The sequence below is a fragment of the Enterobacter sp. C6 genome, from assembly GCF_008122455.1.
GTDB lineage: Bacteria > Pseudomonadota > Gammaproteobacteria > Enterobacterales > Enterobacteriaceae > Enterobacter > Enterobacter pseudoroggenkampii.
Genome location: NZ_QPFW01000242.1, coordinates 37,931 through 62,376 on the forward strand (window position 1 = coordinate 37,931; position 24,446 = coordinate 62,376).

Annotated in this window: 19 protein-coding genes; 10 read left to right on the top strand and 9 right to left on the bottom strand. The window is 57.3% G+C overall.

Features of this window, described 5'->3' with window-relative positions; all coding sequences use genetic code 11:
- The first annotated feature begins 293 nt into the window (after positions 1 to 293).
- A complete protein-coding gene (pckA, locus tag DOU50_RS18365; RefSeq protein WP_148769876.1) occupies positions 294 to 1,913 on the top strand; it encodes a phosphoenolpyruvate carboxykinase (ATP) in 1,620 nt (539 codons plus the stop codon).
- A gap of 66 nt (positions 1,914 to 1,979) precedes the next feature.
- Here pckA and envZ read toward each other — a convergent pair whose 3' ends face one another.
- Both envZ and ompR read right to left on the bottom strand, forming a co-directional pair.
- Positions 1,980 to 3,326 carry a two-component system sensor histidine kinase EnvZ gene (gene envZ, locus DOU50_RS18370; protein ID WP_008503047.1) on the bottom strand — a complete coding sequence of 449 codons (1,347 nt, stop codon included), beginning with the start codon at positions 3,324 to 3,326 and terminating at the stop codon, positions 1,980 to 1,982.
- Entirely contained in the window at positions 3,323 to 4,042 is a 720-nt protein-coding gene (gene ompR, locus DOU50_RS18375) for a two-component system response regulator OmpR (protein ID WP_001157751.1), read from the bottom strand. Before ompR ends, envZ begins: the two co-directional genes overlap by 4 nt.
- Before the next feature lie 228 nt (positions 4,043 to 4,270).
- Here ompR and greB point away from each other — a divergent pair, with 228 nt between their 5' ends.
- From greB to feoC, 5 genes are all read left to right on the top strand, one after another.
- Positions 4,271 to 4,744: a transcription elongation factor GreB gene (greB, locus tag DOU50_RS18380; protein ID WP_014885539.1), complete on the top strand. Its 474-nt coding sequence runs from the start codon at positions 4,271 to 4,273 to the stop codon at positions 4,742 to 4,744.
- Between the two features lie 86 nt (positions 4,745 to 4,830).
- Positions 4,831 to 7,161: a Tex family protein gene (locus tag DOU50_RS18385; protein WP_148769877.1), complete on the top strand. Its 2,331-nt coding sequence runs from the start codon at positions 4,831 to 4,833 to the stop codon at positions 7,159 to 7,161.
- Positions 7,162 to 7,445: 284 nt separating this feature from the next.
- A complete protein-coding gene (gene feoA / locus DOU50_RS18390; protein WP_008503050.1) occupies positions 7,446 to 7,673 on the top strand; it encodes a ferrous iron transporter A in 228 nt (75 codons plus the stop codon).
- A gap of 29 nt (positions 7,674 to 7,702) precedes the next feature.
- Positions 7,703 to 10,021, top strand: coding sequence for a Fe(2+) transporter permease subunit FeoB (gene feoB, locus DOU50_RS18395; RefSeq protein WP_148769878.1), 2,319 nt, complete (start codon positions 7,703 to 7,705; stop codon positions 10,019 to 10,021).
- A gap of 12 nt (positions 10,022 to 10,033) precedes the next feature.
- On the top strand, positions 10,034 to 10,270 hold the full coding sequence (gene feoC / locus DOU50_RS18400) for a [Fe-S]-dependent transcriptional repressor FeoC (protein WP_024907906.1): 237 nt from the start codon (positions 10,034 to 10,036) through the stop codon (positions 10,268 to 10,270).
- Between the two features lie 33 nt (positions 10,271 to 10,303).
- Here feoC and DOU50_RS18405 read toward each other — a convergent pair whose 3' ends face one another.
- Together DOU50_RS18405 and bioH are read right to left on the bottom strand one after the other, a co-directional pair.
- Positions 10,304 to 10,573, bottom strand: a complete 270-nt coding sequence (locus DOU50_RS18405) for a YdgH/BhsA/McbA-like domain containing protein (protein ID WP_024907905.1) — start codon at positions 10,571 to 10,573, stop codon at positions 10,304 to 10,306.
- A 111-nt stretch (positions 10,574 to 10,684) separates the two neighbouring features.
- Positions 10,685 to 11,458 carry a pimeloyl-ACP methyl ester esterase BioH gene (gene bioH, locus DOU50_RS18410; protein ID WP_148769879.1) on the bottom strand — a complete coding sequence of 258 codons (774 nt, stop codon included), beginning with the start codon at positions 11,456 to 11,458 and terminating at the stop codon, positions 10,685 to 10,687.
- 36 nt (positions 11,459 to 11,494) lie between these two features.
- Here bioH and gntX point away from each other — a divergent pair, with 36 nt between their 5' ends.
- The 3 genes from gntX to gntT all read left to right on the top strand — a co-directional run bounded on the left by gntX (position 11,495) and on the right by gntT (position 14,447).
- Positions 11,495 to 12,178 (top strand): DNA utilization protein GntX, encoded by a 684-nt coding sequence (gntX, locus tag DOU50_RS18415; RefSeq protein WP_148769880.1) that lies wholly within the window; start codon positions 11,495 to 11,497, stop codon positions 12,176 to 12,178.
- 61 nt (positions 12,179 to 12,239) lie between these two features.
- Positions 12,240 to 12,815: a Fe-S biogenesis protein NfuA gene (nfuA, locus tag DOU50_RS18420; protein WP_003861601.1), complete on the top strand. Its 576-nt coding sequence runs from the start codon at positions 12,240 to 12,242 to the stop codon at positions 12,813 to 12,815.
- Positions 12,816 to 13,130: 315 nt separating this feature from the next.
- Positions 13,131 to 14,447, top strand: coding sequence for a gluconate transporter (gntT, locus tag DOU50_RS18425; RefSeq protein WP_024907902.1), 1,317 nt, complete (start codon positions 13,131 to 13,133; stop codon positions 14,445 to 14,447).
- Positions 14,448 to 14,555: 108 nt separating this feature from the next.
- On the opposite strand, the gene malQ is transcribed toward gntT, so the two are convergent.
- On the bottom strand, positions 14,556 to 16,634 hold the full coding sequence (gene malQ, locus DOU50_RS18430) for a 4-alpha-glucanotransferase (RefSeq protein ID WP_148769881.1): 2,079 nt from the start codon (positions 16,632 to 16,634) through the stop codon (positions 14,556 to 14,558).
- A gap of 9 nt (positions 16,635 to 16,643) precedes the next feature.
- Positions 16,644 to 19,037 carry a maltodextrin phosphorylase gene (gene malP / locus DOU50_RS18435; RefSeq protein ID WP_024908894.1) on the bottom strand — a complete coding sequence of 798 codons (2,394 nt, stop codon included), beginning with the start codon at positions 19,035 to 19,037 and terminating at the stop codon, positions 16,644 to 16,646.
- 585 nt (positions 19,038 to 19,622) lie between these two features.
- Here malP and malT point away from each other — a divergent pair.
- Entirely contained in the window at positions 19,623 to 22,328 is a 2,706-nt protein-coding gene (gene malT, locus DOU50_RS18440; RefSeq protein WP_024908893.1) for an HTH-type transcriptional regulator MalT, read from the top strand.
- A 62-nt stretch (positions 22,329 to 22,390) separates the two neighbouring features.
- Here malT and DOU50_RS18445 read toward each other — a convergent pair whose 3' ends face one another.
- Genes DOU50_RS18445 through glpE form a run of 3 tightly spaced genes read right to left on the bottom strand, consistent with a single transcriptional unit; the run spans position 22,391 to position 24,376 of the window.
- The gene (locus tag DOU50_RS18445) at positions 22,391 to 23,149 is read right to left on the bottom strand and encodes a DeoR/GlpR family transcriptional regulator (RefSeq protein ID WP_008503060.1); all 759 of its coding nucleotides are present in this window, start codon (positions 23,147 to 23,149) and stop codon (positions 22,391 to 22,393) included.
- 16 nt (positions 23,150 to 23,165) lie between these two features.
- Positions 23,166 to 23,996, bottom strand: a complete 831-nt coding sequence (gene glpG / locus DOU50_RS18450; RefSeq protein WP_148769882.1) for a rhomboid family intramembrane serine protease GlpG — start codon at positions 23,994 to 23,996, stop codon at positions 23,166 to 23,168.
- Positions 23,997 to 24,043: 47 nt separating this feature from the next.
- Positions 24,044 to 24,376 (bottom strand): thiosulfate sulfurtransferase GlpE, encoded by a 333-nt coding sequence (gene glpE, locus DOU50_RS18455; protein ID WP_008503062.1) that lies wholly within the window; start codon positions 24,374 to 24,376, stop codon positions 24,044 to 24,046.
- Positions 24,377 to 24,446 lie beyond the last annotated feature (70 nt).

Below are 24,446 nucleotides of genomic sequence, written 5' to 3' on the forward strand. Positions count from 1 at the left end.
CCACCCAAGCTGAATCGTTTTCCCTATGTAACTCTTACGTAATTTTCTTACGTGTATGCGATTACATTCACATTCCTTCCGATAAAATCACCAGTCTTTAACCTTTTCGGAACATTTTCCCCACCCAAAAAGCGATTCCTGCGATAATCCGCCTGCGCTGTGACTGGAGTCGCAGCGTTTTCCGTTAGTAAGGGTTTTGTCCAGATGCATGAATCTATGAGCCCCGTCGCGGTAAACAACCCCAGAAAAACCCTACAATTTCAGGCAGTACATATTGGCTAAGGAGCAGTGATATGCGTGTTACTGGTTTAACCCCGCAAGATCTCAAGGCTTATGGTATTCACGACGTCCAGGAAATCGTCTACAACCCCGACTACGATACGCTGTATCAGGAAGAGCTCAATCCAGCACTGGAAGGATACGAGCGTGGTGTGTTGACGAATCTTGGTGCTATCGCCGTCGATACCGGTATCTTTACCGGTCGTTCGCCGAAAGATAAGTATATCGTCCGAGACGAAACCACCCGCGATACGCTGTGGTGGGCTGACAAGGGCAAAGGGAAGAACGACAATAAACCGCTCTCTCCGGAAACCTGGCAGCACCTGAAAGGGCTCGTCACCCATCAACTTTCCGGCAAGCGTTTGTTTATTGTCGACGCTTTCTGCGGCGCTAACGCCGACACCCGTCTCTCCGTACGTTTTATCACCGAAGTGGCCTGGCAGGCGCATTTCGTGAAAAACATGTTTATTCGTCCAACCGACGAAGAGCTGCAGGACTTCACCCCTGATTTCATCGTGATGAACGGCGCGAAATGCACCAACCCACAGTGGAAAGAGCAGGGTCTGAACTCCGAAAACTTTGTTGCCTTCAACCTGACCGAGCGTATCCAGCTGATCGGCGGTACCTGGTACGGCGGCGAAATGAAGAAAGGGATGTTCTCGGTCATGAACTACCTGCTGCCGCTGCGGGGCATTGCCTCCATGCACTGCTCGGCGAACGTCGGTGAAAAAGGCGACGTGGCGGTCTTCTTCGGCCTGTCCGGCACCGGGAAAACGACTCTGTCCACCGATCCTAAACGTCGTCTGATTGGCGATGACGAACACGGCTGGGATGACGACGGCGTATTCAACTTTGAAGGCGGCTGCTACGCGAAGACCATTCGCCTGTCTGAAGAGGCCGAGCCGGATATCTTCCACGCGATCCGTCGCGATGCGCTGCTGGAAAACGTCACCGTGCGTGCCGACGGCTCCATCGACTTCGACGATGCGTCGAAAACGGAAAACACCCGCGTCTCTTACCCGATCTACCACATCGACAATATCGTGAAGCCGGTGTCAAAAGCGGGTCATGCCACGAAGGTTATTTTCCTGACGGCGGATGCGTTCGGCGTACTGCCTCCGGTGTCTCGCCTGACGGCCAGCCAGACGCAGTACCACTTCCTCTCCGGTTTCACCGCCAAGCTGGCGGGCACCGAGCGCGGCGTGACGGAGCCAACCCCAACCTTCTCCGCCTGCTTCGGCGCGGCCTTCCTGTCGCTGCACCCGACGCAGTACGCTGAAGTGCTGGTGAAACGCATGCAGGCATCCGGCGCGCAGGCATACCTGGTGAACACCGGCTGGAACGGTACCGGCAAACGTATCTCCATCAAAGATACCCGCGCGATTATCGACGCTATTCTGGATGGTTCTCTGGACGACGCCGAAACCTTCACGCTGCCGATGTTTGACCTGGCGATCCCAACGTCGCTGCCGGGTGTGGATACGCATATCCTCGACCCGCGCAATACGTACGGTTCGCCGGAGCAGTGGCGTGAGAAAGCGGAATCGCTGGCGAAACTGTTTATCGAGAACTTCGAGAAGTACACCGATACTCCGGCGGGTGCTGCGCTGGTGAATGCGGGTCCAAAACTGTAGTCCATGTCGGGTGGCGGCTTCGCCTTACCCGACCTGTAAAAAAGGGTGGCGAATGCCACCCTTTTTTTAACTCTCTTTCACCTGCCCCCGCGTGACCGGTACCGGCAACCAGGCGCGAATGCTCAACCCACCCCGCTCGCTGGTGCCAATCTCCAGCAACCCGTTATGGTTGTCCACAATACGTTGCACAATCGCCAGGCCTAAGCCTGTACCGCTGGTGCTGCGCGCGCTGTCACCGCGCACAAACGGCTGGAACAGATGCTTACGCTGCTCGGGCTTGATGCCCGGACCGTCATCTTCCACCTGGAACCAGGCGCGGTTGAGCTCAGAGCCGCTGCTGACCTTAATCCAGCCGTTGCCGTAGCGCGCCGCGTTAACCACCATGTTGGCCACCGCGCGTTTAATGGAGAGCGGGTGCATACGTACCTGGATCTCGCCAGCCTGAAGGTCGGTATCGATCTCGCGCTCGTAGCCGCTTTCCGCCGCCACCACTTCACCCAGCACCGCGTTCAGATCCGCCATCTCCATCGGCATCTCCTGACCGGTGCGCAGGTAGTCGATGAACTGCTCGATGATGGCGTTACACTCTTCGATGTCCTTATTGATGGACTCGGCAAGATAACCGTCCTCTTCTCCCATCATTTCCGTCGCCAGACGGATACGCGTCAGGGGGGTGCGCAGATCATGGCTGACGCCCGCCATCAGCAGCGTACGGTCATCCGCCAGCTGCTTCACGCCTGCCGCCATATGGTTAAACGCGCGCGTCACCGAGCGGACTTCCGAGGCTCCATACTCGCGTAGCGGAGGAGGAATAATCCCTTTACCGACCTGCAGCGCAGCGTGCTCCAGGTCGACCAGCGGTCGGTTCTGTATACGGATAAATAGCCACGCGCCGCCTATCGCCAGCAGCATAATCGCCAGGGTGTAGCGGAACAGCGGCGAGAAGTCGCCCTGATGGATTTCGGTCAGCGGGACGCGCACCCAGATATTGGGTGACAGCCAGGTTTTCAGCCAGACGACGGGCGAGCTCTTGTTGACCTCAACGCGCACTTCCGTCGGGCCGCCCAGCTGCTGCGCCATCTGCTGGCTGAGGAATTCATAGTGCTGCGCCCAGCGCAGGCCCGCGTCTTCCGCCGCTTCATTCGAGTAGAGCGAAATGCCCAGTTCACGGTAGATTTCACGGCGAAACGCCGGGGGAACGACGAGCTGCGTGCCGTCCTCCAGCTGCAGTTTATCGGTCATCAGCATACGGACTTCGTAGGCCAGGACCTTATTAAACTGCTGGAGGCTCGGCAGGATCGCAAAGTTCAGCACCACCAGATAGGTCGTCACCAGGCTGACGAACAGCAGGGTGACGATCAGTAACAGGGTGCGGGCAAACGAGCTACGCGGCGAGAAGCGCATTCGCCTCATGCTTTAGAGCCGTCCGGGACGAACACGTAGCCCAGACCCCATACGGTCTGAATATAACGAGGATGCGCCGGATCTTCTTCCACCATGCGGCGCAGGCGGGAGATCTGCACGTCAATAGAGCGTTCCATTGCGGAGTATTCGCGACCGCGCGCCAGGTTCATCAGCTTGTCACGGGAAAGCGGTTCACGCGGGTGGCTGACCAGCGCTTTCAGGACCGCAAACTCGCCGCTGGTGAGCGGCATTGGCTCGTCTTCACGGAACATCTCGCGCGTACCGAGGTTCAGCTTGAACTTGCCGAAGGCGATGACGGCTTCTTCCTGCGACGGCGCGCCAGGCAGTTCGTTAGCCTGACGGCGAAGGACAGCGCGAATACGCGCCAGCAGTTCACGCGGGTTAAACGGTTTTGGAATATAGTCGTCGGCGCCGATTTCGAGGCCCACGATACGGTCAACTTCTTCTCCCTTCGCCGTCACCATGATGATCGGCATCGGGTTGCTCTGGCTGCGCAGACGGCGGCAGATAGAAAGCCCGTCTTCGCCAGGCAGCATCAGGTCGAGAACCATCAGGTGGAAAGATTCACGGGTCAGCAGACGGTCCATCTGCTCAGCGTTCGCGACGCTACGAACCTGGAAGCCCTGCTCGGTCAGATAACGTTCCAGCAGCGCACGCAGGCGCATGTCGTCATCCACGACCAGAATTTTGTAGTTCTCTTGCATTGTGTGTACTCCCAAAGGTTCGGATAGTCTTTGTAACAGCGTATTCTAAAAAAGTGCACGTATTCGACCAGTTAATTCTGGTATAAATTCTAGTCGAAATTGTTACAAAGCATATTTAACAGCAGCTTATCTGTTCATTTCATCACATAAATCATTATTAATCCTGTCTGTTACACTGTGTGGTACGTATTGTGCGCAAGACAGAAAACCGGCAGCAAAGGCTTTACCATGAAAACGCCCCTGATCACCCGCGAAGGGTATGAGAAGCTCAAAAAAGAGATGGATTACCTCTGGCGCGAAGAGCGTCCTGAAGTGACCAAAAAAGTGACCTGGGCCGCGAGCCTGGGCGATCGCAGCGAAAACGCTGACTACCAGTACAACAAAAAGCGGCTGCGCGAAATTGACCGCCGGGTTCGCTATCTGACGAAGTGCCTCGAGAATCTCAAAATTGTCGATTACTCACCGCAGCAGGAGGGCAAAGTGTTCTTCGGCGCGTGGGTGGAGATTGAAAACGACGACGGCGACACCCTGCGCTTTCGCATTGTCGGCTACGATGAAATTTTTGGTCGTAAGGATTACATCTCCATCGACTCCCCGATGGCGCGCGCGCTGTTGAAAAAGGAAGTGGGCGATCTGGCCGTCGTGCAGACCCCAGCCGGCGAAGCCAGCTGGTACGTCAATGAGATCGTCTACGTAAAATAGTCCGAGAGCGCCCTCCCCGGCTGGCATTTTGCCGTGTCAGCCCGTATAACTATCCCCTGATTTTTGACCCACAAGATGATAAAGCCATGATGAAAGATTCGCTCTGCCGCATTATTGCGGGTGATATTCAGGCCAGAGCCGAACAGGTAGAAGCTGCCGTTCGCCTGCTTGATGAAGGGAACACCGTGCCATTTATTGCGCGCTATCGTAAGGAAGTCACCGGCGGTCTGGATGACACGCAGCTGCGTAACCTGGAAACCCGTCTCGGTTATCTGCGCGAACTGGAAGAACGTCGTCAGGCGATCCTTAAGTCCATCGGCGAACAGGGCAAGCTGACCAGCGAACTGGAAAGCGCCATCAACGGCACCCTGAGCAAAACCGAACTCGAAGACCTCTATCTGCCGTATAAACCGAAGCGCCGCACGCGCGGACAGATTGCGATTGAAGCGGGTCTTGAGCCGCTGGCCGACCTGCTGTGGAACGAGCCGTCCCACGATCCGGATACCGAAGCGGCGAAATTTATCGACGCTGACAAAGGCGTAGCGGACACCAGGGCCGCCCTCGACGGCGCACGCTACATTCTGATGGAGCGCTTCGCCGAAGACGCCGCCCTGCTCGCCAAAGTGCGTGATTACCTGTGGAAGAACGCCCACATCGTCTCTACCGTCGTCGTCGGTAAAGAGGAAGAAGGCGCGAAATTCCGCGACTACTTCGATCACCACGAACCGATCTCTACCGCCCCTTCCCACCGCGCGCTGGCGATGTTCCGCGGCCGCAACGAAGGCGTGCTGCAGCTCTCCCTGAACGCCGACCCGCAGTTTGACGAGCCGCCGAAAGAGAGCCACTGCGAGCAGATCATCATCGACCATCTTGGCCTGCGCCTGAACAACGCCCCGGCGGACAGCTGGCGCAAAGGCGTGGTGAGCTGGACCTGGCGCATCAAGGTGCTGATGCACCTCGAAACCGAGCTGATGGGCACCGTGCGCGAGCGCGCCGAAGATGAAGCGATTAACGTCTTCGCCCGTAACCTGCACGACCTGCTGATGGCCGCTCCTGCTGGCCTGCGCGCCACCATGGGTCTCGATCCGGGTCTGCGCACCGGTGTAAAAGTCGCTGTGGTTGACGGCACCGGCAAGCTGGTGGCGACCGATACCATTTATCCGCACACTGGCCAGGCAGCGAAAGCGGCCGTGGTAGTGGCGGCGCTGTGCGAAAAATACAACGTCGAGCTGGTTGCCATCGGCAACGGTACGGCCTCACGTGAGACCGAGCGTTTCTACCTCGACGTGCAGAAGCAGTTCCCGAAAGTGACGGCGCAGAAAGTGATCGTCAGCGAAGCGGGGGCATCCGTCTATTCCGCATCCGAGCTGGCGGCACAGGAGTTCCCGGACCTGGACGTTTCCCTGCGCGGTGCGGTCTCTATCGCTCGCCGCCTGCAGGATCCGCTGGCGGAGCTGGTGAAGATCGACCCGAAATCCATCGGCGTGGGCCAGTATCAGCACGACGTGAGCCAGACGCAGCTGGCGCGCAAGCTGGATGCTGTCGTGGAAGACTGCGTTAACGCCGTCGGCGTTGACCTGAACACCGCCTCCGTTCCGCTGCTGACCCGCGTGGCGGGCTTAACCCGCATGATGGCGCAGAACATCGTCGCCTGGCGTGACGAGAACGGCCAGTTCCAGAACCGTCAGCAGTTGCTGAAGGTAAGCCGTCTGGGGCCAAAAGCCTTTGAGCAGTGCGCGGGCTTCCTGCGCATCAACCACGGCGATAACCCGCTGGATGCCTCTACCGTTCACCCGGAAGCGTACCCTGTGGTGGAGCGTATTCTGGCCGCCACCCAGCAGGCACTGAAAGATCTCATGGGCGACAGCAGCGCTCTGCGCAATCTGAAAGCCGTTGATTTCACCGATGACAAATTTGGTGTCCCAACCGTTACCGACATTATCAAAGAGCTGGAAAAGCCGGGCCGCGATCCGCGTCCTGAGTTCAAAACGGCGACCTTTGCTGACGGCGTGGAAACCATGAACGACCTGCTGCCCGGCATGGTGCTGGAAGGCGCGGTGACAAACGTCACCAACTTTGGCGCGTTTGTGGATATCGGCGTGCATCAGGACGGTCTGGTCCATATCTCCTCCCTTGCCGACAAGTTCGTTGAAGACCCGCACACCGTGGTCAAAGCGGGCGACATCGTGAAGGTCAAAGTGCTGGAAGTGGATCTGCAGCGCAAGCGTATCGCCCTGACCATGCGTCTGGACGAGCAGCCGGGTGACACCAACGCGCGCCGTGGCGGAAACGGCGGTGGCCGCGAGCAGCAGCGTCCGGCCGCGAAAGCAGCAAAACCGCGCGGACGTGATGCCCAGCCTGCAGGCAACAGCGCGATGATGGATGCGCTGGCGGCAGCGATGGGTAAGAAACGCTAAACCCTCACCCTAACCCTCTCCCCACAGGGGAGAGGGAATAATAATATCGTGCCGTAATATATGAAACCGATTGCACATCCATATTTAAACCACCAATTATCACCCCGTTAACAAATCCTCTCCTTTTCGTTTTCCAGGCATTTCAGCAAATATTGAGCAAGGTCAAAAAGGCCGTAAATTAATATCGCAAACAACATTCCGTCACAGTTTTAATATTGCTGATAAAAACTATTCTCATTATCATCCCATAGTAGATAATTTAACCTTTCGTGGAATCAGGCGTTATGCAATTCACTCCAGACAGTGCATGGAAGATTACCGGTTTTACCCGCGAAATTAGCCCGGCCTATCGGCAAAAGCTGCTGTCGCTGGGCATGCTGCCAGGCTCGTCCTTTCAGGTCGTACGCGTGGCGCCGTTAGGCGATCCGGTTCATATCGAAACCCGCCGCGTGAATCTGGTGCTGCGTAAGAAAGACCTCGCGTTAATAGAAGTCGAAGCTTTATCCCGATAACAAGCCAGCGGTTTCAGTGAGTCTAAAAAATGAAAAAGTTAACTATTGGCTTAATTGGCAATCCTAATTCCGGCAAGACTACGCTTTTTAACCAGCTGACTGGAGCCTGCCAGCGCGTGGGCAACTGGGCGGGCGTGACGGTTGAGCGTAAAGAGGGCCAGTTCACGACAACGGACAATCAGGTAACGCTGGTCGACCTTCCCGGCACCTACTCCTTAACCACCATTTCGTCGCAAACCTCGCTCGATGAGCAGATTGCCTGCCACTATATTCTTGGCGGCGACGCGGACCTGCTGATCAACGTGGTCGATGCCTCCAATCTCGAGCGTAACCTTTATCTGACGCTGCAGCTGCTGGAGCTGGGGATCCCCTGCATCGTGGCGCTCAACATGCTCGACATTGCGGAGAAACAAAAGCTGCGCATTGACGTCGATGCCCTCTCCGCGCGCCTGGGGTGCCCGGTGGTTCCGCTGGTCTCGACGCGCGCTCGCGGTATTGATGCGCTGAAGCTGGCCATTGACCGTCACGCAGGGAATCGTGACATTGAGCTGGTGCATTACGCGCAGCCTCTCCTGCGCGAAGCCAATTTGCTGGCGCAGGAGATGAACAACAGCATGCCTGCGAAACAGCGCCTGTGGCTTGGACTGCAGATGCTGGAAGGGGATATCTACAGCCGCGCTTACGCCGGCCATGCGGCCGATAAGCTGGACGCGACGGTAGCCCGTCTTAGCGACGAGCTGGACGACCCGGCGCTGCACATCGCCGACGCCCGTTATCAGGCCATCGCCTCGATTTGCGACGTTGTCAGCAACGCGCTGACGGCAGAACCCAGCCGCTTTACGACGGCAGTGGATAAGATAGTGCTTAACCGCTTCCTCGGTTTGCCCATCTTCCTGCTGGTGATGTACGTGATGTTCCTGCTCGCCATTAACATCGGTGGCGCACTGCAGCCGATTTTTGACGCCGGTTCCGTCGCGGTCTTCGTCCACGGGATCCAGTGGGTAGGTTACACCCTGCACTTCCCGGAATGGCTCACCATCTTCCTCGCGCAGGGGATCGGCGGCGGTATCAACACCGTTCTGCCGCTGGTGCCGCAGATCGGCATGATGTATCTGTTCCTCTCGTTCCTGGAAGATTCCGGCTACATGGCGCGCGCCGCGTTCGTGATGGATCGTCTGATGCAGGCGCTGGGTCTGCCGGGTAAATCCTTCGTCCCGCTGATCGTCGGCTTCGGCTGTAACGTGCCGTCGGTGATGGGCGCACGCACCCTGGATGCGCCGCGTGAACGTCTGATGACCATCATGATGGCGCCGTTTATGTCCTGCGGTGCCCGACTGGCGATCTTTGCGGTCTTTGCGGCAGCCTTCTTTGGTCAGCAGGGCGCGCTGGCGGTCTTCTCGCTGTATGTGCTGGGCATCGTGATGGCGATCCTCACCGGTCTGATGCTGAAGCACACCATCATGCGCGGTGAAGCGTCACCGTTTGTGATGGAGCTGCCGGTGTACCACGTGCCGCATCTGAAAAGCCTGGCGATCCAGACCTGGCAGCGTCTGAAAGGCTTTGTGCTGCGCGCCGGTAAGGTGATTGTCATCGTCAGCATTTTCCTGAGCGCGCTGAACAGCTTCACCCTCAGCGGGCAGGCGGCAGATAACATCAACGACTCTGCCCTCGCTTCCGTCAGCCGCGTTATCACGCCGGTCTTCAAACCGATTGGCGTACATGAGGATAACTGGCAGGCAACCGTCGGGCTGTTCACCGGTGCGATGGCGAAAGAGGTGGTTGTCGGCACCCTGAACACGCTTTACACCGCTGAGAACATTCAGGAACAGGAATTTAATCCGGCAGAGTTTCATCTCGGTCATGAGCTGCTGGGTGCCGTAGAGGAGACCTGGCAGAGCCTGAAGGACACCTTCAGCCTGAGCGTGCTGGCGAACCCGATTGAAGCGAGCAAAGGCGACGGCGAAATGGCGACGGGTGCCATGGGCGTGATGGGCGAGAAATTTGGCAGCGCGTCCGCGGCCTACAGCTACCTTATCTTTGTACTGCTCTACATTCCGTGCATCTCGGTGATGGGGGCGATTGCCCGCGAGTCCAGCCGCGGCTGGATGGGTTTCTCCATCCTGTGGGGGTTGAACATTGCCTACTCGCTGGCGACGCTGTTTTATCAAACCGTTAACTTCAGCCAGCATCCGCGCTACAGCCTGGTCTGCATTCTCGCGGTTGTGCTGTTTAACGTGGTAGTGCTCGGTCTGCTGCGGCGGGCACGCAGCCGCGTCGATATCGACCTGCTGGCAAACCGTAAAACCGCCGCGACCTGCTGCAGCAGCCCGGCGGGCGACTGCCACTAAGGAGTACACCACATGGCATCGTTGATTCAGGTTCGTGACCTGCTGGCGCTACAGGGGCGGATGGAGGCGAAACAGTTGAGCCTCAGCCTGCATACGCCGCAGCCGATGATCGATGCCATGCTGGAAAGACTGGAAGCCATGGGGAAAGCCGTGCGGATTCAGGAAGACGCGGACGGCTGTCTCTCCGGCAGTTGTAAAAGCTGTCCGGAAGGAAAGGCCTGCCTCAGGGAGTGGTGGGCACTGCGCTAGTAAAGCCAGGCATCGCTGCCCGGCTTTATCGTATTACTTGTAGACGTCCGCCGTTGCGCGTACGTTCTTCGTGTCTTTGTTTGCACTGGTTACCACGTAGTACGTCCCACCCAGTTCATCCGCTTTCTTTGACAGCTCTCTGCGAGCATCCATCGGTGCGGTAGTATCAGACGTAGAGATCTCACCAACTTTGGTCAGATTCATGCCGGCAACTTTATCTTTTTCCAGCTCTTTTGCCGCAAAGACGCCAAATGAAAGTGACCCAATAACCAGAGAAGTGACAATACCTGTAACAAGTTTCATAACCTGACTCTCCATAGGATTGTTGTTTTGATTATCGTAAGCAGAACAACCGCAACGACATCTGGAGTATGGTTGCGGTGTGTAACTTTTTCCAGGCAGGATAGAAAATAATCAGTCGAAACGTTGACTTAACGCAATGAGCGCTGAACAAAACTCCGCCGGATGAGAGATGAACGGGGCATGTGCGGCTTTGGCAATGATCTGCGATTCGCTGTTCGGCCACAGTTCATCCAGCAGCGGAGCCACTTTGCGCGGCACAATCCCGTCGAGGTAACCATAAATACGCAGGTGCGGCAGCGTCAGGGCGGCCAGCGGCTCGCGCAGATCAACGGTTTTCAGGAGCTCAAGACCGCCATTAAGCACCTCAACCTCCGGCATCGGCAGTGAAAGCACGGTCTGCTTCAGCGTGCGGGCATCCTTACGGGCGGTTTCAGTTCCCATCGTCTGCAGGGCGAGGAAGCGCTCTACGGTCCGCTGGAAATCTTCGCTCAGCTGCTGCTGGAATCCCGCCAGTACTTCGGGTTTTATCCCCGGCCACGCGTCCTGCGCGCTAAAACAGGGCGACGACGCCACCGTCACCAGCGCTTGTACGCGGTCTGGTCGCGACAGCGCAACCTGGCTCGCCACCAGCCCGCCCAGGCTCCAGCCCAGCCAGACAGCGTTTTGCGGCGCGGCGTCCAGAACCTGCTGCGCCATCTCATCAAGCGACAACGCGCCATACCCGCGGCTGCGGCCAAAGCCGGGTAAATCCACCAGATGCAGTGTGAAATGCGAGGCGAGTTCCTCACATATGCAATGCCATATCTCCGCATTCAGGCCCCATCCGTGCAGCAGCACAAGATGGCAATTTCCTGTCCCTACAGTCTGCCACCACAGCGTCTTCATCAGTTACTGTTCTCTTTTTTCACATGGAGGTTGCATATGCTAACAGTACCTGGGTTGTGCTGGCTATGCCGAATGCCGCTGGCGCTCAGCGGGTGGGGCGTCTGCTCCGTCTGTACGCGTTCGCTGGAATGGCGTATCGGGATCTGTCCACAATGTGGTTTACCGGCCACAAATTCCTCTTTGCCCTGCGGCCGCTGCCTGAAGAAATCCCCGCCGTGGAGCGCGCTGGTGGCCGTAGATGATTATGTTCCACCGCTGAGCAGGCTGATTCACGCGCTGAAGTTTTCCGGGCAGAGCTCGCTTGCACCGCCCCTTGCCCGCCTGCTATTGCTGGCGGTTTTGCAGGCACGGCGTCATCGCGCACTGCCGAAAATTGACAGGGTGGTGAACGTCCCCTTATACCGACATCGGCATTGGCGGCGCGGCTATAACCAGAGTGACCTGATCTGCCGTCCCCTCGCACGGTGGCTCGGCTGTCGGTATGATACCAGCGCGCTGACGCGTGTTCATGCCACCGCCATCCAGCATCAGCTCAGCGCGCGGCTTCGCAAAAGAAACCTCAAAAATGCCTTTCGCCTTGAATTACCGGTCGACGGTCTCCATATCGCGATTGTGGATGATGTCGTCACCACGGGCAGTACCGTTGCTGAACTTTCCCGACTGCTTTTGCGAAGCGGCGCCGCGTCGGTTCAGGTATGGTGTCTGTGCCGTACCTTGTAGCCCTTCTTCAATGGGCGTATGATTATACCCAGGTAATTTAGTCAACTATTAGGCCAAAGCTATGATCCGTATTTCCGATTCTGCACAAGCGCACTTTGCCAAACTGCTGGCAAATCAGGAAGAAGGGACGCAGATCCGCGTGTTTGTGATTAATCCAGGCACTCCGAATGCAGAATGTGGTGTTTCTTATTGTCCTCCGGACGCTGTGGAAGCCACCGACACTGCCCTTAAATTTGAACAGCTCACCGCCTACGTTGATGAGCTGAGCGCACCGTATCTTGAAGATGCGGAGATCGACTTCGTCACCGATCAGCTGGGTTCTCAGCTGACCCTGAAAGCGCCGAACGCGAAAATGCGTAAAGTGTCTGACGATGCACCGCTGATGGAGCGCGTCGAGTATCTGCTGCAATCCCAAATCAACCCACAGCTGGCGGGCCACGGCGGTCGTGTTTCCCTGATGGAAATCACGGAAGATGGCCTGGCGATCCTGCAGTTTGGCGGCGGTTGTAACGGTTGTTCAATGGTCGATGTCACCCTGAAAGAAGGGATCGAGAAGCAGCTGCTGAACGAGTTCCCGGAACTGAAAGGCGTGCGTGACCTGACCGAACACCAGCGCGGCGAGCACTCCTACTACTGATTCATTGCCCGTCTGTATTGCCCGGTGGCGCTGCGCTTACCGGGCCTACAAAACCCTGCCCCCCTCTTCGTTCCCCTCTATATGTTGACCTGCGTCTCATAATTCACATTTTGCCTGCCAGGGTGATTCTCAATCACGTCATGTTACCCGTATCATTCTCATGGGCACTAAGCACACTCATAACAGCCGACTAAACTTAATGGTTTCCAAGGCATCAGTATTAGTGCCGTTACTTCTCTGTTCCCAGTTGGGACAATCGGAATGTGTCGTTGAAACAATGACGTTACCCATAACAATTCAAAGGCCAGGTAAATCATGCCATTAGTCATCGTTGCTATCGGTGTTGTGTTATTACTGCTCTTGATGATCCGTTTCAAAATGAACGGATTTATCGCTCTGGTTCTGGTGGCACTTGCAGTCGGTCTGATGCAGGGTATGCCGCTGGTTAAAGTTATCAGTTCCATCAAAGCCGGTGTCGGCGGCACGCTCGGCAGCCTGGCGTTGATCATGGGCTTCGGCGCCATGCTCGGTAAAATGCTGGCGGACTGTGGTGGCGCCCAGCGTATTGCTACCACGCTTATCGACAAATTTGGTAAGAAGAATATTCAGTGGGCAGTGGTGTTAACCGGTTTTACCGTCGGTTTCGCGCTGTTCTATGAAGTGGGCTTCGTGCTGATGCTGCCGCTGGTGTTCACCATCGCGGCTGCCGCGAGCATCCCGCTGCTGTATGTTGGTGTGCCGATGGCTGCGGCGCTGTCCGTGACCCACGGCTTCCTGCCGCCGCACCCGGGTCCAACCGCTATCGCGACCATCTTCCACGCGGATATGGGTAAAACCCTGCTGTTCGGTACGATTCTGGCGATCCCGACGGTGATTCTGGCAGGCCCGGTTTATGCCCGCTTCCTGAAGGGCATTGATAAGCCAATCCCGGAAGGTCTGTACAGCGCCAAAACCTTCACCGAAGAAGAGATGCCTGGTTTTGGCGTCAGCGTCTGGACCTCTCTGGTACCGGTGATCCTGATGGCAATGCGTGCCGTGGCAGAGATGATCCTGCCGAAAGGTCATGCGTTCCTGTCCGTTGCGGAATTCCTGGGTGACCCGGTGATGGCAACGCTGATCGCAGTGCTGATCGCGATGTTCACCTTCGGTCTTAATCGCGGCCGTTCAATGGATCAGATCAACGACACGCTGACCTCGTCCATCAAAATCATTGCCATGATGCTCCTGATCATCGGCGGTGGCGGCGCGTTCAAGCAGGTTCTGGTCGACAGCGGCGTGGACAAATACATCGCTGCCATGATGCATGAAACCAACGTGTCGCCGCTCCTGATGGCCTGGTCTATTGCCGCGGTGCTGCGTATTGCGCTGGGCTCTGCGACCGTTGCGGCGATTACCGCAGGCGGTATCGTTGCTCCGCTGATTGCCACCACGGGCGTGAGCCCTGAGCTGATGGTTATCGCCGTCGGTTCCGGTAGCGTGATTTTCTCTCACGTTAACGACCCGGGCTTCTGGCTGTTCAAGGAGTACTTCAACCTGACGATCGGTGAAACCATCAAGTCCTGGTCCGCGCTGGAAACCATTATTTCGGTGTGCGGTCTGGTCGGGGTGCTGCTGCTCAATATGGTTGTCTGATACCATAAGTCGGGTGGCGGCTACGCCTTACCCGACCTACTCGATACATGTAGGCCCGGTAAGCGCAGCGCCACCGGGCAATAAAAAACCGCCAATGGCGGTTTTTTATCACTTCTTACCGGCTGCTTTTCGCCGCTTGTCCAAATCCTTAATCAGCCTGTTCACCCCGTCATCGGCAAACATCGCCTCAAGCGTGGTGGACAGCTTGCGACGCCAGTTCTTGTACTGATAGCTGGTGCCCGGAATGTTCACCGGCTCCGCCATATCAATCCAGTCTTCCGGCTGCAGGCCCAGCAGGGCGCTGTTACTGTCGGCAATATAGCGCTGCAAACCACGGTTGAGGGTCGCGGTCATCGACATCAACGACGCCTTATGCCCGGCGCGTTTCGGCAGACAGCCCTGCTTGTGCAGCGCATCCAGCAGCCCCTGTTTAGAAAGCTCGCGATCCTGATACAGGCCACGTAACACCTCTTCATCAGGATACAGTCCCAGCGTTTTGCCGAGCGTCAGATCGCCACTTTCCCAATAGCCACGAAGCGTAGGAAGGTCATGCGTCGTCGCGACTGCCATTGACTGTTCAGGGTACGCTTGCGGCGCGCGGAAGGTTTTCTCATGGTCGTTTTCAAAATAGAGCACTTTATAGGAGTAGACGCCGCTGTCGCGGAGCTTGCTGACAATTTCCACCGGCACGGTACCGAGATCTTCACCGATCACCATGCACTGGTGGCGCTTACTTTCCAGCGCCAGGATCGACAGCAGATCGTCAACCGGGTACTGCACGTACGCCCCGTGATCCGCCGTTTCACCGTACGGGATCCACCACAGGCGCAGCACGGACATCACGTGGTCAATACGCAGCGCCCCGCAGTTCTGCATGTTAGCGCGCAGCAGGTCGATAAACGGCTCGTAGGCGCGCGCCGCCATGACGTGCGGATCCATTGGCGGCAATCCCCAGTTCTGACCGAGCGGGCCAAGGATATCCGGTGGCGCCCCCACGGAGGCTTTCAGACAGTAAAGTTCACGATCGCACCAGGTTTCCGCGCCGCCTTCCGCCACGCCGACGGCCAGGTCACGATACAGGCCGATCGGCATCTTATAGCCCTGGCTCACCTGCCAGCAGGCGGCAAACTGGCTGTACGCCAGCCACTGCAGCCACAGGTAGAAGTCCACCTCATCGGCATATTTTTTACAGAACGCTTTTACTTCCGGCGTGTCGACGGATTGATACGCTTCAGGCCAAACCGGCCAGCCCCAACGCATTTCGTCCTCTTTCACCTGATACGCGTGCAGCGCATCAAACGCCGCCTGCCAGTACAGGCTCTCGCCCTCCTGTGTCACAAACTGACGGAACGCGGCCATCTGCTCGTCGTCACGCTGCGAAAAGCCTTTCCACGCCAGACGCAGCGCGGCCATTTTCAGCGCCGTGACGGTGGAATAGTCCACCCAGTCTGCGTCGCGCGCCTGCTTCAGCGCCTGCTGCGTGGTGCTGAGTTTCCACCACGCCTGCGCCTCTTTGCTGTTTTTGAAGTCATCTAAGGCGTTAACGTCGATATAAATCACGTTCAGCCAGCGACGGGACGACGGGCTATACGGGCTGGCGCTCTCCGGGTTGGCGGGATAAAGCGCGTGGATCGGGTTGAGGCCGATGAACGCGCCGCCGCGCTCGCCCACGGATACCAGCATATTCTTCAGATCGCCAAAATCACCGATGCCCCAGTTGCTGTCCGAACGCAGGGTGTAGAGCTGCACGCAGGCGCCCCACAGCTTTTTACCTTCGAGCAACGCCTGCGGCTCGTAGCAGCGTTTTGGCGCGACGATCACCCGGCAGTGGAAACGCAGGTCATCCTGGGTGAGCGTGAGGGTGTGATAGCCCTCCGGCAGCTTTGCCGGAAGGTTTAACGTTTTGCCGCCGGTGGCGTGGCCTTTGTGCTGATGCCCCTCTTCGGTAGTCAGCAGCCAGCTAAACTCGCCGCGCCCCTCCACCGCCAGCGGCATCTTTTTGCCTGCGGTGAATACCTTCACGTTCGGCACCGGCGCAGCCGACGCTTTCGCGTCGGTTTTGTGCATAGCGTCCAGCAAACGTCTTTTGGTGTCGGCGCCAATAGACTGCGGTTTGCCGTGAGCATTAATGTAACTGAGGCTGATCCCCGCCGCCTGCGCGGCGCTGTCCAGACGTTTACTCTCCATCGCGCTTCCTTAGCGTTTTGCCTGCCAGATACGGGCCTGATAATCACGGATTGAACGGTCAGAGCTGAACATACCGCAGCGGGCGGTGTTCAGGATGCACGCCCGGGTCCACGCTTCCTGGTCGCGATACAGCACGTCGACCTGCTTTTGCGCTTCGACATAGGCCGTGAAGTCCGCCATCACCAGATACGGGTCACCGCCGTGTTTGTCCATGCTGTGCAGCATCTGGTCAAACGCGTGCTTGTCGCCGTCGCTGTATTTACCGCTTTCCAGCTCCTTCAGCACCGCATCAAGCACTTTGTCTTTCTTACGCCATTTCACCGGGTCATAGCCTTTGGCCTTGATGGCTTTCACCTCTTCCACGGTATGGCCGAAGATAAAGATATTCTCTTCCCCCACCTTCTCGGCGATTTCGACGTTGGCCCCGTCGAGCGTACCGACGGTAAGCGCGCCGTTCAGCGCCAGCTTCATGTTGCCGGTACCGGACGCTTCTTTCCCTGCGGTAGAGATCTGCTCGGAGATATCCGCCGCCGGGATCAGCATTTCAGCCGCCGAGACGCAGTAATCCGGCAGGAACACCACCTTCAGCTTGTCGCCCACTTTCGGATCGCTGTTGATCGCCGCCGCCACTTTATTGATGGCGAGGATGATGTTTTTCGCCAGGTAGTAGCCCGGCGCCGCTTTCGCACCGAACAGGAACACGCGCGGCACGCGGTCGGCCTGCGGGTTCTCGCGGATCTCTTTGTACAGCGCCAGAATGTGCAGCAGGTTCAGGTGCTGGCGTTTGTACTCGTGCAGACGCTTGATCTGGATATCGAAAATCGCATTCGGGTTGATCTCAATCCCGGTACGCATTTTCACGAACTCCGCCAGGCGAACCTTGTTCTCCAGCTTGATCGCACGGTACTGCTCGCGGAATTTCGCGTCGTCGGCCTGTTTTTCCAGGTTGATGAGCTGGTCCAGATCGTTGGCCCACTCTTTCTTCAGGGTCTTGTCCAGCAGGCCGGCCAGCAGCGGGTTGCACTGCTTGATCCAGCGACGCGGCGTGATGCCGTTGGTCACGTTGTGGAATTTGGTTGGCCATAGCTGGTGGTATTCAGGGAACAGATCTTTCACCACCAGATCTGAGTGCAGCGCCGCCACGCCGTTCACCGCAAAGCCGCTGACCACGCACATGTTTGCCATGCGCACCTGCTTATCGTGAACCACCGCCAGCTTCGCCCAGACCGCTTTATTGCCCGGCCAGGTTTTATCCACGAGCTTTTTAAACTGGTCGTTAATCTTGTTGATGATCTGCATGTGGCGCGGCAGCAGCGCTTTCACCAGCTTCTCATCCCAGCACTCGAGCGCTTCCGGCATCAGGGTGTGGTTGGTGTAGGCAAAGGTACGGCTGGTGATGGCCCAGGCGTCATCCCAGCTCAGTTGATGCTCGTCGATCAGCACGCGCAGCAGTTCCGGGATCGCAATCGTCGGGTGCGTGTCGTTGAGCTGAATCACTTCGAAGTCCGGCAGCTGCGCCAGCTTGCGGCCCGCCAGGTGATGGCGACGCAGGATGTCCGCCACGGAGCAGGCGCACTGGAAGTACTGCTGCATCAGGCGCAGCTTTTTACCGGCCAGGTGGTTGTCGTTCGGATAGAGGACTTTGGTCAGCTTCTCGGCGTCGATGCCCTGCTGCTCGGCGCGCAGGAAATCGCCGTCGTTGAATTTGGTCAGGTTAAACGGATGGGCATGCTTCGCCTGCCACAGACGCAGCGGCTGCGCCACGCCGTTACGGTAGCCAAGCACCGGCAGATCCCAGGCTTCACCGGTGATGGTGAACGCCGGCTCCCAGAGCCCCTGCTTTGTCACTTTCCCGCCAATGCCAACCTGCACATCCAGCTGCGCGTTGTGGCGGAACCACGGATAGGTATTGCGATGCCAGTCGTCCGGCGCTTCCATCTGATGACCGTCAGCGAACGACTGACGGAACAGGCCGTACTGGTAGTTCAGGCCGTAGCCAATCGCCGACTGGCCGACGGTCGCCATGGAGTCCAGGAAACAGGCCGCCAGACGTCCCAGGCCGCCGTTGCCCAGCGCCGGGTCAATCTCTTCTTCCAGCAGGTCGGTCAGGTTAATGTCGTGCTCTTTCAGCACATCACCGACTTCCTGATACCAGCCGAGGTTCAACAGGTTGTTGCCCGTCAGACGGCCAATCAGGAACTCCATTGAAATGTAGTTTACATGGCGCTGGCCTTTTACCGGTTTTGCCAGGGGTTGAGCATCCAGCTGCTCTGCGAGCGCACCGCTCACTGCCTGCCACCACTGGTGAGGCGTCATTTCGTTTGCAGCATGAAGGCCAAAACGCTGCCACTGACGCGTCAGGGCAGCCTGGAATTGAGCTTTGTTGAAGGTAGGCTGTGACATAGGGGATCGGCATCCTTTAGAAAGAAAACACAAGTTGGCGCTAGTGTGCCTGGCTCATTTCCCCTCTTCCTCCTCCCGTGGGGGATTAGACAGGGAGGAGTAGCGGGGATGAGCAGAAAAGTGTGATCGAGGCCACTCTCAGAGCATAGTTCGAGTGTGCCCGGAAGATAAAAAAGTAACCGAGGATAATGTCAAAGAAATGAAATGCAGTTTCGGGTGAAATCAAACCCCACCGAAATAATTACTTACGTAGAATAATATTTCTGCAATCGGGTAATCGCTAAGGAGATTATTAATCTCCCTTAACTTTACCAGCAGTATATTAAATTTGACGTCACTATCCCTTTCTGAAACCAGTTTCAGCGCAGCGGTAACCAGTACAGACAAGCCAGCAGTGACGCGGCGTCAAAGACCTTTCCAGAAAGTTCCATCTTCTTCCTGAATGTTTTGTGACAGAGTGCAAATTCACAGCCACCAAATCCAGACATAACTTGCAATAGTTAACTTATTGGCCGACCTTATATCCATTAATTACGAAGCGCAAAAAAAATAAAATCTCTCGTTCCCCACAGTGAAGTGAAACCTATGTTGATTCCGTCTAAATTAAGTCGCCCGGTTCGCCTTGACCATACAGTGGTCCGCGAACGTCTGTTGGCTAAACTTTCCGGCGCGCATAATTTCCGACTGGCGCTGGTTACGAGCCCTGCAGGTTATGGAAAAACAACGCTCATTTCGCAATGGGCCGCAGGTAAGAGCGATCTTGGCTGGTACTCCCTCGATGAGGGCGATAACCAGCAAGAGCGTTTTGCCAGCTATCTGATTGCTGCCATACAGCAAGCCACCCATGGACACTGCGTCGCCAGTGAGATGATGGTGCAAAAGCGCCAGTATGCCAGCTTGTCTTCCCTTTTCTCTCAGCTGTTTATCGAACTGGCCGAATGGCATCGCCCGCTTTACGTGGTGATTGATGATTATCATCTCATCACTAACCCGGTGATTCATGAATCGATGCGTTTCTTCCTGCGCCATCAGCCGGAAAACCTGACTTTAGTCGTGCTGTCACGCAACCTGCCGCAGCTGGGTATTGCCAACCTGCGCGTGCGCGATCAGCTTCTGGAAGTGGGCAGCCAGCAGTTGGCCTTTACCCACCAGGAAGCAAAACAGTTCTTTGACTGCCGCCTGACCTCACCGATTGAGGCCGCCGAAAGCAGCCGTCTGTGTGATGACGTTGCGGGCTGGGCCACGGCGCTGCAGCTTATCGCCCTCTCTGCCCGGCAAAACAACAGTCCGGCGCATCAGTCTGCGCGGCGTCTGGCGGGCATCAACGCCAGCCACCTTTCTGACTACCTGGTGGATGAGGTGCTGGACAGCGTCGATCCCTCGACGCGTAATTTCCTGCTGAAAAGCTCTCTGCTGCGTTCCATGAATGATGCGCTCATCGTGCGGGTGACGGGCTGTGAAAACGGTCAGCTGCAGCTCGAAGAGATTGAACGTCAGGGCCTTTTCCTGACGCGCATGGACGATCCGGGCGAGTGGTTTAGCTATCACCCGCTGTTTGGTAGCTTCCTGCGCCAGCGCTGTCAGTGGGAAATGGCGGTTGAACTCCCGGAGATTCACCGTGCCGCCGCTGAAGGCTGGATGGCACAAGGTTTCCCGAGCGAGGCCATCCACCACGCGCTGGCCGCCGGTGATGCCAGCATGCTGCGCGATATCCTCCTCAACCATGCATGGGGCCTGTTTAACCACAGCGAACTGACGCTGCTGGAAGAGTCCCTCAAAGCCCTGCCGTGGGAAAGCCTGCTGGAGAACCCGCGTCTGGTGCTGCTGCAGGCCTGGCTGATGCAGAGCCAGCATCGTTACAGCGAAGTGAACACCCTGCTGGCGCGCGCCGAGCAGGAGATGGAAAGCGAAATGGATACCACCCTGCACGGCGAGTTCAACGCGCTGCGCGCTCAGGTGGCCATTAACGACGGCGACCCGGACGAAGCTGAACGGCTGGCGATGGTCGCGCTGGATGAACTGCCGCTGGCTAACTTCTACAGCCGCATCGTGGCGACCTCGGTGCACGGCGAAGTGCTGCACTGCAAAGGCGATCTCACGCGTTCACTTTCACTGATGCAGCAAACCGAGCAGATGGCGCGTCGTCATGATGTCTGGCACTACGCGCTGTGGAGCCTGATCCAACAGAGTGAGATTTTATTCGCGCAGGGGTTCCTGCAGGCCGCCTGGGAAAACCAGGAAAAAGCGTTCCAGCTGATTCGTGAACAGCATCTGGAACAGCTGCCGATGCACGAGTTCCTGTTGCGTATTCGCGCTCAGCTGCTGTGGGCATGGTCGCGTCTGGATGAAGCAGAAAGCTGCGCCCGTCAGGGTGTAGACGTGCTCTCCAGCTTCCAGCCGCAGCAGCAGCTGCAGTGCCTGGCGCTGCTGGTGCAGTGCTCGCTGGCGCGCGGCGATCTCGATAACGCCCGCAACCATCTGAACCGCCTGGAGAACCTGCTCGGCAACGGCCAGTATCATAGCGACTGGGTATCGAACGCCGATAAGGTTCGGGTGATTTACTGGCAGATGACCGGCGATAAAAAATCCGCCGCCAACTGGCTGCGTCAGACGCCAAAACCGGAATTTGCCAACAACCACTTCCTGCAGAGCCAGTGGCGCAACATTGCCCGCGCGCAGATCCTGCTCGGTGATTTAGAGCCCGCAGAGATTGTCCTGGAAGAGCTGAACGAGAACGCGCGCAGCCTGCGCCTGATGAGCGACCTGAACCGCAACCTGCTGCTGCAGAACCAGCTCTACTGGCAGGCGGGTCGTAAAAATGATGCCCAGCGCGTGCTGCTGGAGGCGCTGCAGCTGGCTAACCGCACCGGGTTTATCAGCCACTTTGTGATTGAAGGTGAAGTGATGGCGCAGCAGCTGCGTCAGCTTATTCAGCTCAACACGCTGCCGGAGCTGGATCAGCATCGCGCCCAGCGTATTCTGCGCGAGATTAACCAGCATCATCGGCACAAGTTCGCGCACTTCGATGAGAACTTCGTTGAACGTCTGCTGAACCACCCGGAAGTGCCGGAGCTAATTCGCACCAGCCCGCTCACCCAGCGCGAATGGCAGGTTCTGGGGCTGATCTATTCAGGTTACAGCAATGAGCAGATTGCCGGTGAGCTTGCGGTGGCGGCGACCACCATCAAAACGCATATCCGCAACCTGTACCAGAAGCTGGGCGTGGCGCATCGTCAGGATGCGGTACAGCATGCACAGCAGCTGTTGAAGATGATGGGGTACGGAGTTTAGGTTTTTTGCGGCCTGATGCCCTCACCCCGACCCTCTCCCACAGGGAGAGGGAGAACGGCTTTTCAACACAACTCTAACTGCAAATTATTATCTTTAATCACCTGCATCACGCCCGCCGGCGGCATCACGTCGGTGTAGACCGCATCCACCATGCTGATGCTGCCCATGTTCACCATCGCGTTACGGCCAAACTTCGAATGGTCTACCACCAGCATCACGTGGCGCGAGTTTTCAATGATCGCGCGCTTGGTGCGCACCTCGTGGTAATCAAACTCCAGCAGCGAGCCGTCGCTGTCGATGCCGCTGATCCCCAGAATGCCGAAGTCGAGGCGGAACTGAGAGATAAAATCGAGGGTGGCTTCGCCGATAATCCCGCCGTCGCGGCTGCGCAGTTCGCCGCCCGCGAGGATGATGCGGAAATCGTCTTTCTGCATCAGGGTGTTGGCCACGTTCAGGTTGTTGGTGACCACGCGCAGGTTCTCGTGATCCAGCAGCGCATGGGCGACCGCTTCCGGCGTGGTGCCGATATCAATAAACAGCGTTGCCCCGTTCGGGATCTGGCTGGCGACCTTGCGGGCAATACGCTCTTTCTCCGCCGTCTGCGTGGCTTTACGGTCGTGCCAGGAGGTGTTGACCGAACTCGACGGCAGCGCCGCGCCGCCGTGGTGGCGCAGAATACGGTTCTGATCGGCCAGGTCGTTCAGGTCACGACGGATGGTTTGTGGGCTGACGGCAAACTGCTCCACCAGCTCTTCGGTGCTGACGTATCCCTGTTTTTTTACCAGTTCGATAATGGCGTCATGACGTTGTGTTTGTTTCATCAATTATCCCTGAGAATTATGTTCGTTTTCGCGCATGGAGCGTGTCGGCAAACGCCATCGCCAGCCCCACGGCCAGCCCGGCGACGTGCGCACCGTTGGCGATAGACATACCAAACAGATCAAACCATCCGGCAATTAGCCATATTAACGCAAAGGTTATTAATCCGCGTTGCAGATAGATGCCGCTTTCCGGGTCGCGCTCCCCGCGAAGCCAGACGTAGCCCATCAGGGCATACACAACGCCCGATTGCCCGCCGAACCACGGCCCGCTGAACTTGTGCTGCACGTAGCCGCTCAGCAGGGCGCTGATAAGGGTGATAACGATCAGCTTGCCGCTGCCCAGACGCTTTTCAACGGCACCGCCGAGATACCACCACCAGAGCAGGTTAAAGAGGATATGCATCACCGAGAAGTGCATCAGCGCGTGGCTAAAGTAGCGCCAGACGTCAAACTCAAGTGACGGATCATAGGGCCACGCCAGGGCAATCATCACGCTCTGGTCGCCGACCACGTTCATGATAATGAAGACAATGATGCAGGCCGCCATCAGCAGCAGCGTAAACGGGCCCGCGCGCTCGCGAATGGTGGCGATGAAGGGAAAGCGGCTGTAGTGCAATCCGCTGCCGGTCTGGCCGGACTGCCAGCTTGCCGCCAGATAGCGCGGGTCGCCAGGGTTCTCAAGAAAACGCGCCAGCTCCTCGTTTACCCGCCCGGCCTGGCTCTCATCGGCCAGCCAGACGTCGGTCTGCGTATGTTGCTGAATAGTCAGAATAACGCCCTGCGTCGCCATATAGTCGACAAACGCCTGGGCGACGCGCGGGTTGGTAAAAGAGGTGATCATCAACATGGGCAGCGGTCGCTTATTTCCACACAAAAGGGGACAGTATAGCGGGATCAGCGCTCAAAAGCGTATTCCACTTCCGCCGGGAAATGACGATGCCAGGCATCGAAACCGCCATCGACGCTGTAAACCGCGTCGTAACCCTGCTGAAGCAGGTACTGCGCCGCGCCTTTGCTGCTGTTGCCGTGATAGCACATGACCATCACTGGCGTGTCGAAGTCGTTATCGCGCATAAACGCGCCCAGCGTGTCGTTGGTGAGATGGAACGCGCCCGGCGTATGGCCCATCGCAAAACTCTGCGGATCGCGGATGTCCACCAGCACCGCTTTTCCCTGGTGCATCTTCTGGTGGGCTTCTTCTACGTTAATACATTCAAACTGATCCATGGTGTTCTCTTTACAGTGGTCAACGACAAGATTTTACCCCGTAGTGTACGTCCTGGCGGCGGGTAAACGC

Coding starts and splice junctions, on each gene's coding strand:
- pckA (WP_148769876.1), top strand. CDS start 294: ATGCGTGTTACTGGTTTAACCCCGCAAGATCTCAAGGCTTATGGTATT.
- envZ (WP_008503047.1), bottom strand. CDS start 3,326: ATGAGGCGAATGCGCTTCTCGCCGCGTAGCTCGTTTGCCCGCACCCTG.
- ompR (WP_001157751.1), bottom strand. CDS start 4,042: ATGCAAGAGAACTACAAAATTCTGGTCGTGGATGACGACATGCGCCTG.
- greB (WP_014885539.1), top strand. CDS start 4,271: ATGAAAACGCCCCTGATCACCCGCGAAGGGTATGAGAAGCTCAAAAAA.
- DOU50_RS18385 (WP_148769877.1), top strand. CDS start 4,831: ATGATGAAAGATTCGCTCTGCCGCATTATTGCGGGTGATATTCAGGCC.
- feoA (WP_008503050.1), top strand. CDS start 7,446: ATGCAATTCACTCCAGACAGTGCATGGAAGATTACCGGTTTTACCCGC.
- feoB (WP_148769878.1), top strand. CDS start 7,703: ATGAAAAAGTTAACTATTGGCTTAATTGGCAATCCTAATTCCGGCAAG.
- feoC (WP_024907906.1), top strand. CDS start 10,034: ATGGCATCGTTGATTCAGGTTCGTGACCTGCTGGCGCTACAGGGGCGG.
- DOU50_RS18405 (WP_024907905.1), bottom strand. CDS start 10,573: ATGAAACTTGTTACAGGTATTGTCACTTCTCTGGTTATTGGGTCACTT.
- bioH (WP_148769879.1), bottom strand. CDS start 11,458: ATGAAGACGCTGTGGTGGCAGACTGTAGGGACAGGAAATTGCCATCTT.
- gntX (WP_148769880.1), top strand. CDS start 11,495: ATGCTAACAGTACCTGGGTTGTGCTGGCTATGCCGAATGCCGCTGGCG.
- nfuA (WP_003861601.1), top strand. CDS start 12,240: ATGATCCGTATTTCCGATTCTGCACAAGCGCACTTTGCCAAACTGCTG.
- gntT (WP_024907902.1), top strand. CDS start 13,131: ATGCCATTAGTCATCGTTGCTATCGGTGTTGTGTTATTACTGCTCTTG.
- malQ (WP_148769881.1), bottom strand. CDS start 16,634: ATGGAGAGTAAACGTCTGGACAGCGCCGCGCAGGCGGCGGGGATCAGC.
- malP (WP_024908894.1), bottom strand. CDS start 19,037: ATGTCACAGCCTACCTTCAACAAAGCTCAATTCCAGGCTGCCCTGACG.
- malT (WP_024908893.1), top strand. CDS start 19,623: ATGTTGATTCCGTCTAAATTAAGTCGCCCGGTTCGCCTTGACCATACA.
- DOU50_RS18445 (WP_008503060.1), bottom strand. CDS start 23,149: ATGAAACAAACACAACGTCATGACGCCATTATCGAACTGGTAAAAAAA.
- glpG (WP_148769882.1), bottom strand. CDS start 23,996: ATGTTGATGATCACCTCTTTTACCAACCCGCGCGTCGCCCAGGCGTTT.
- glpE (WP_008503062.1), bottom strand. CDS start 24,376: ATGGATCAGTTTGAATGTATTAACGTAGAAGAAGCCCACCAGAAGATG.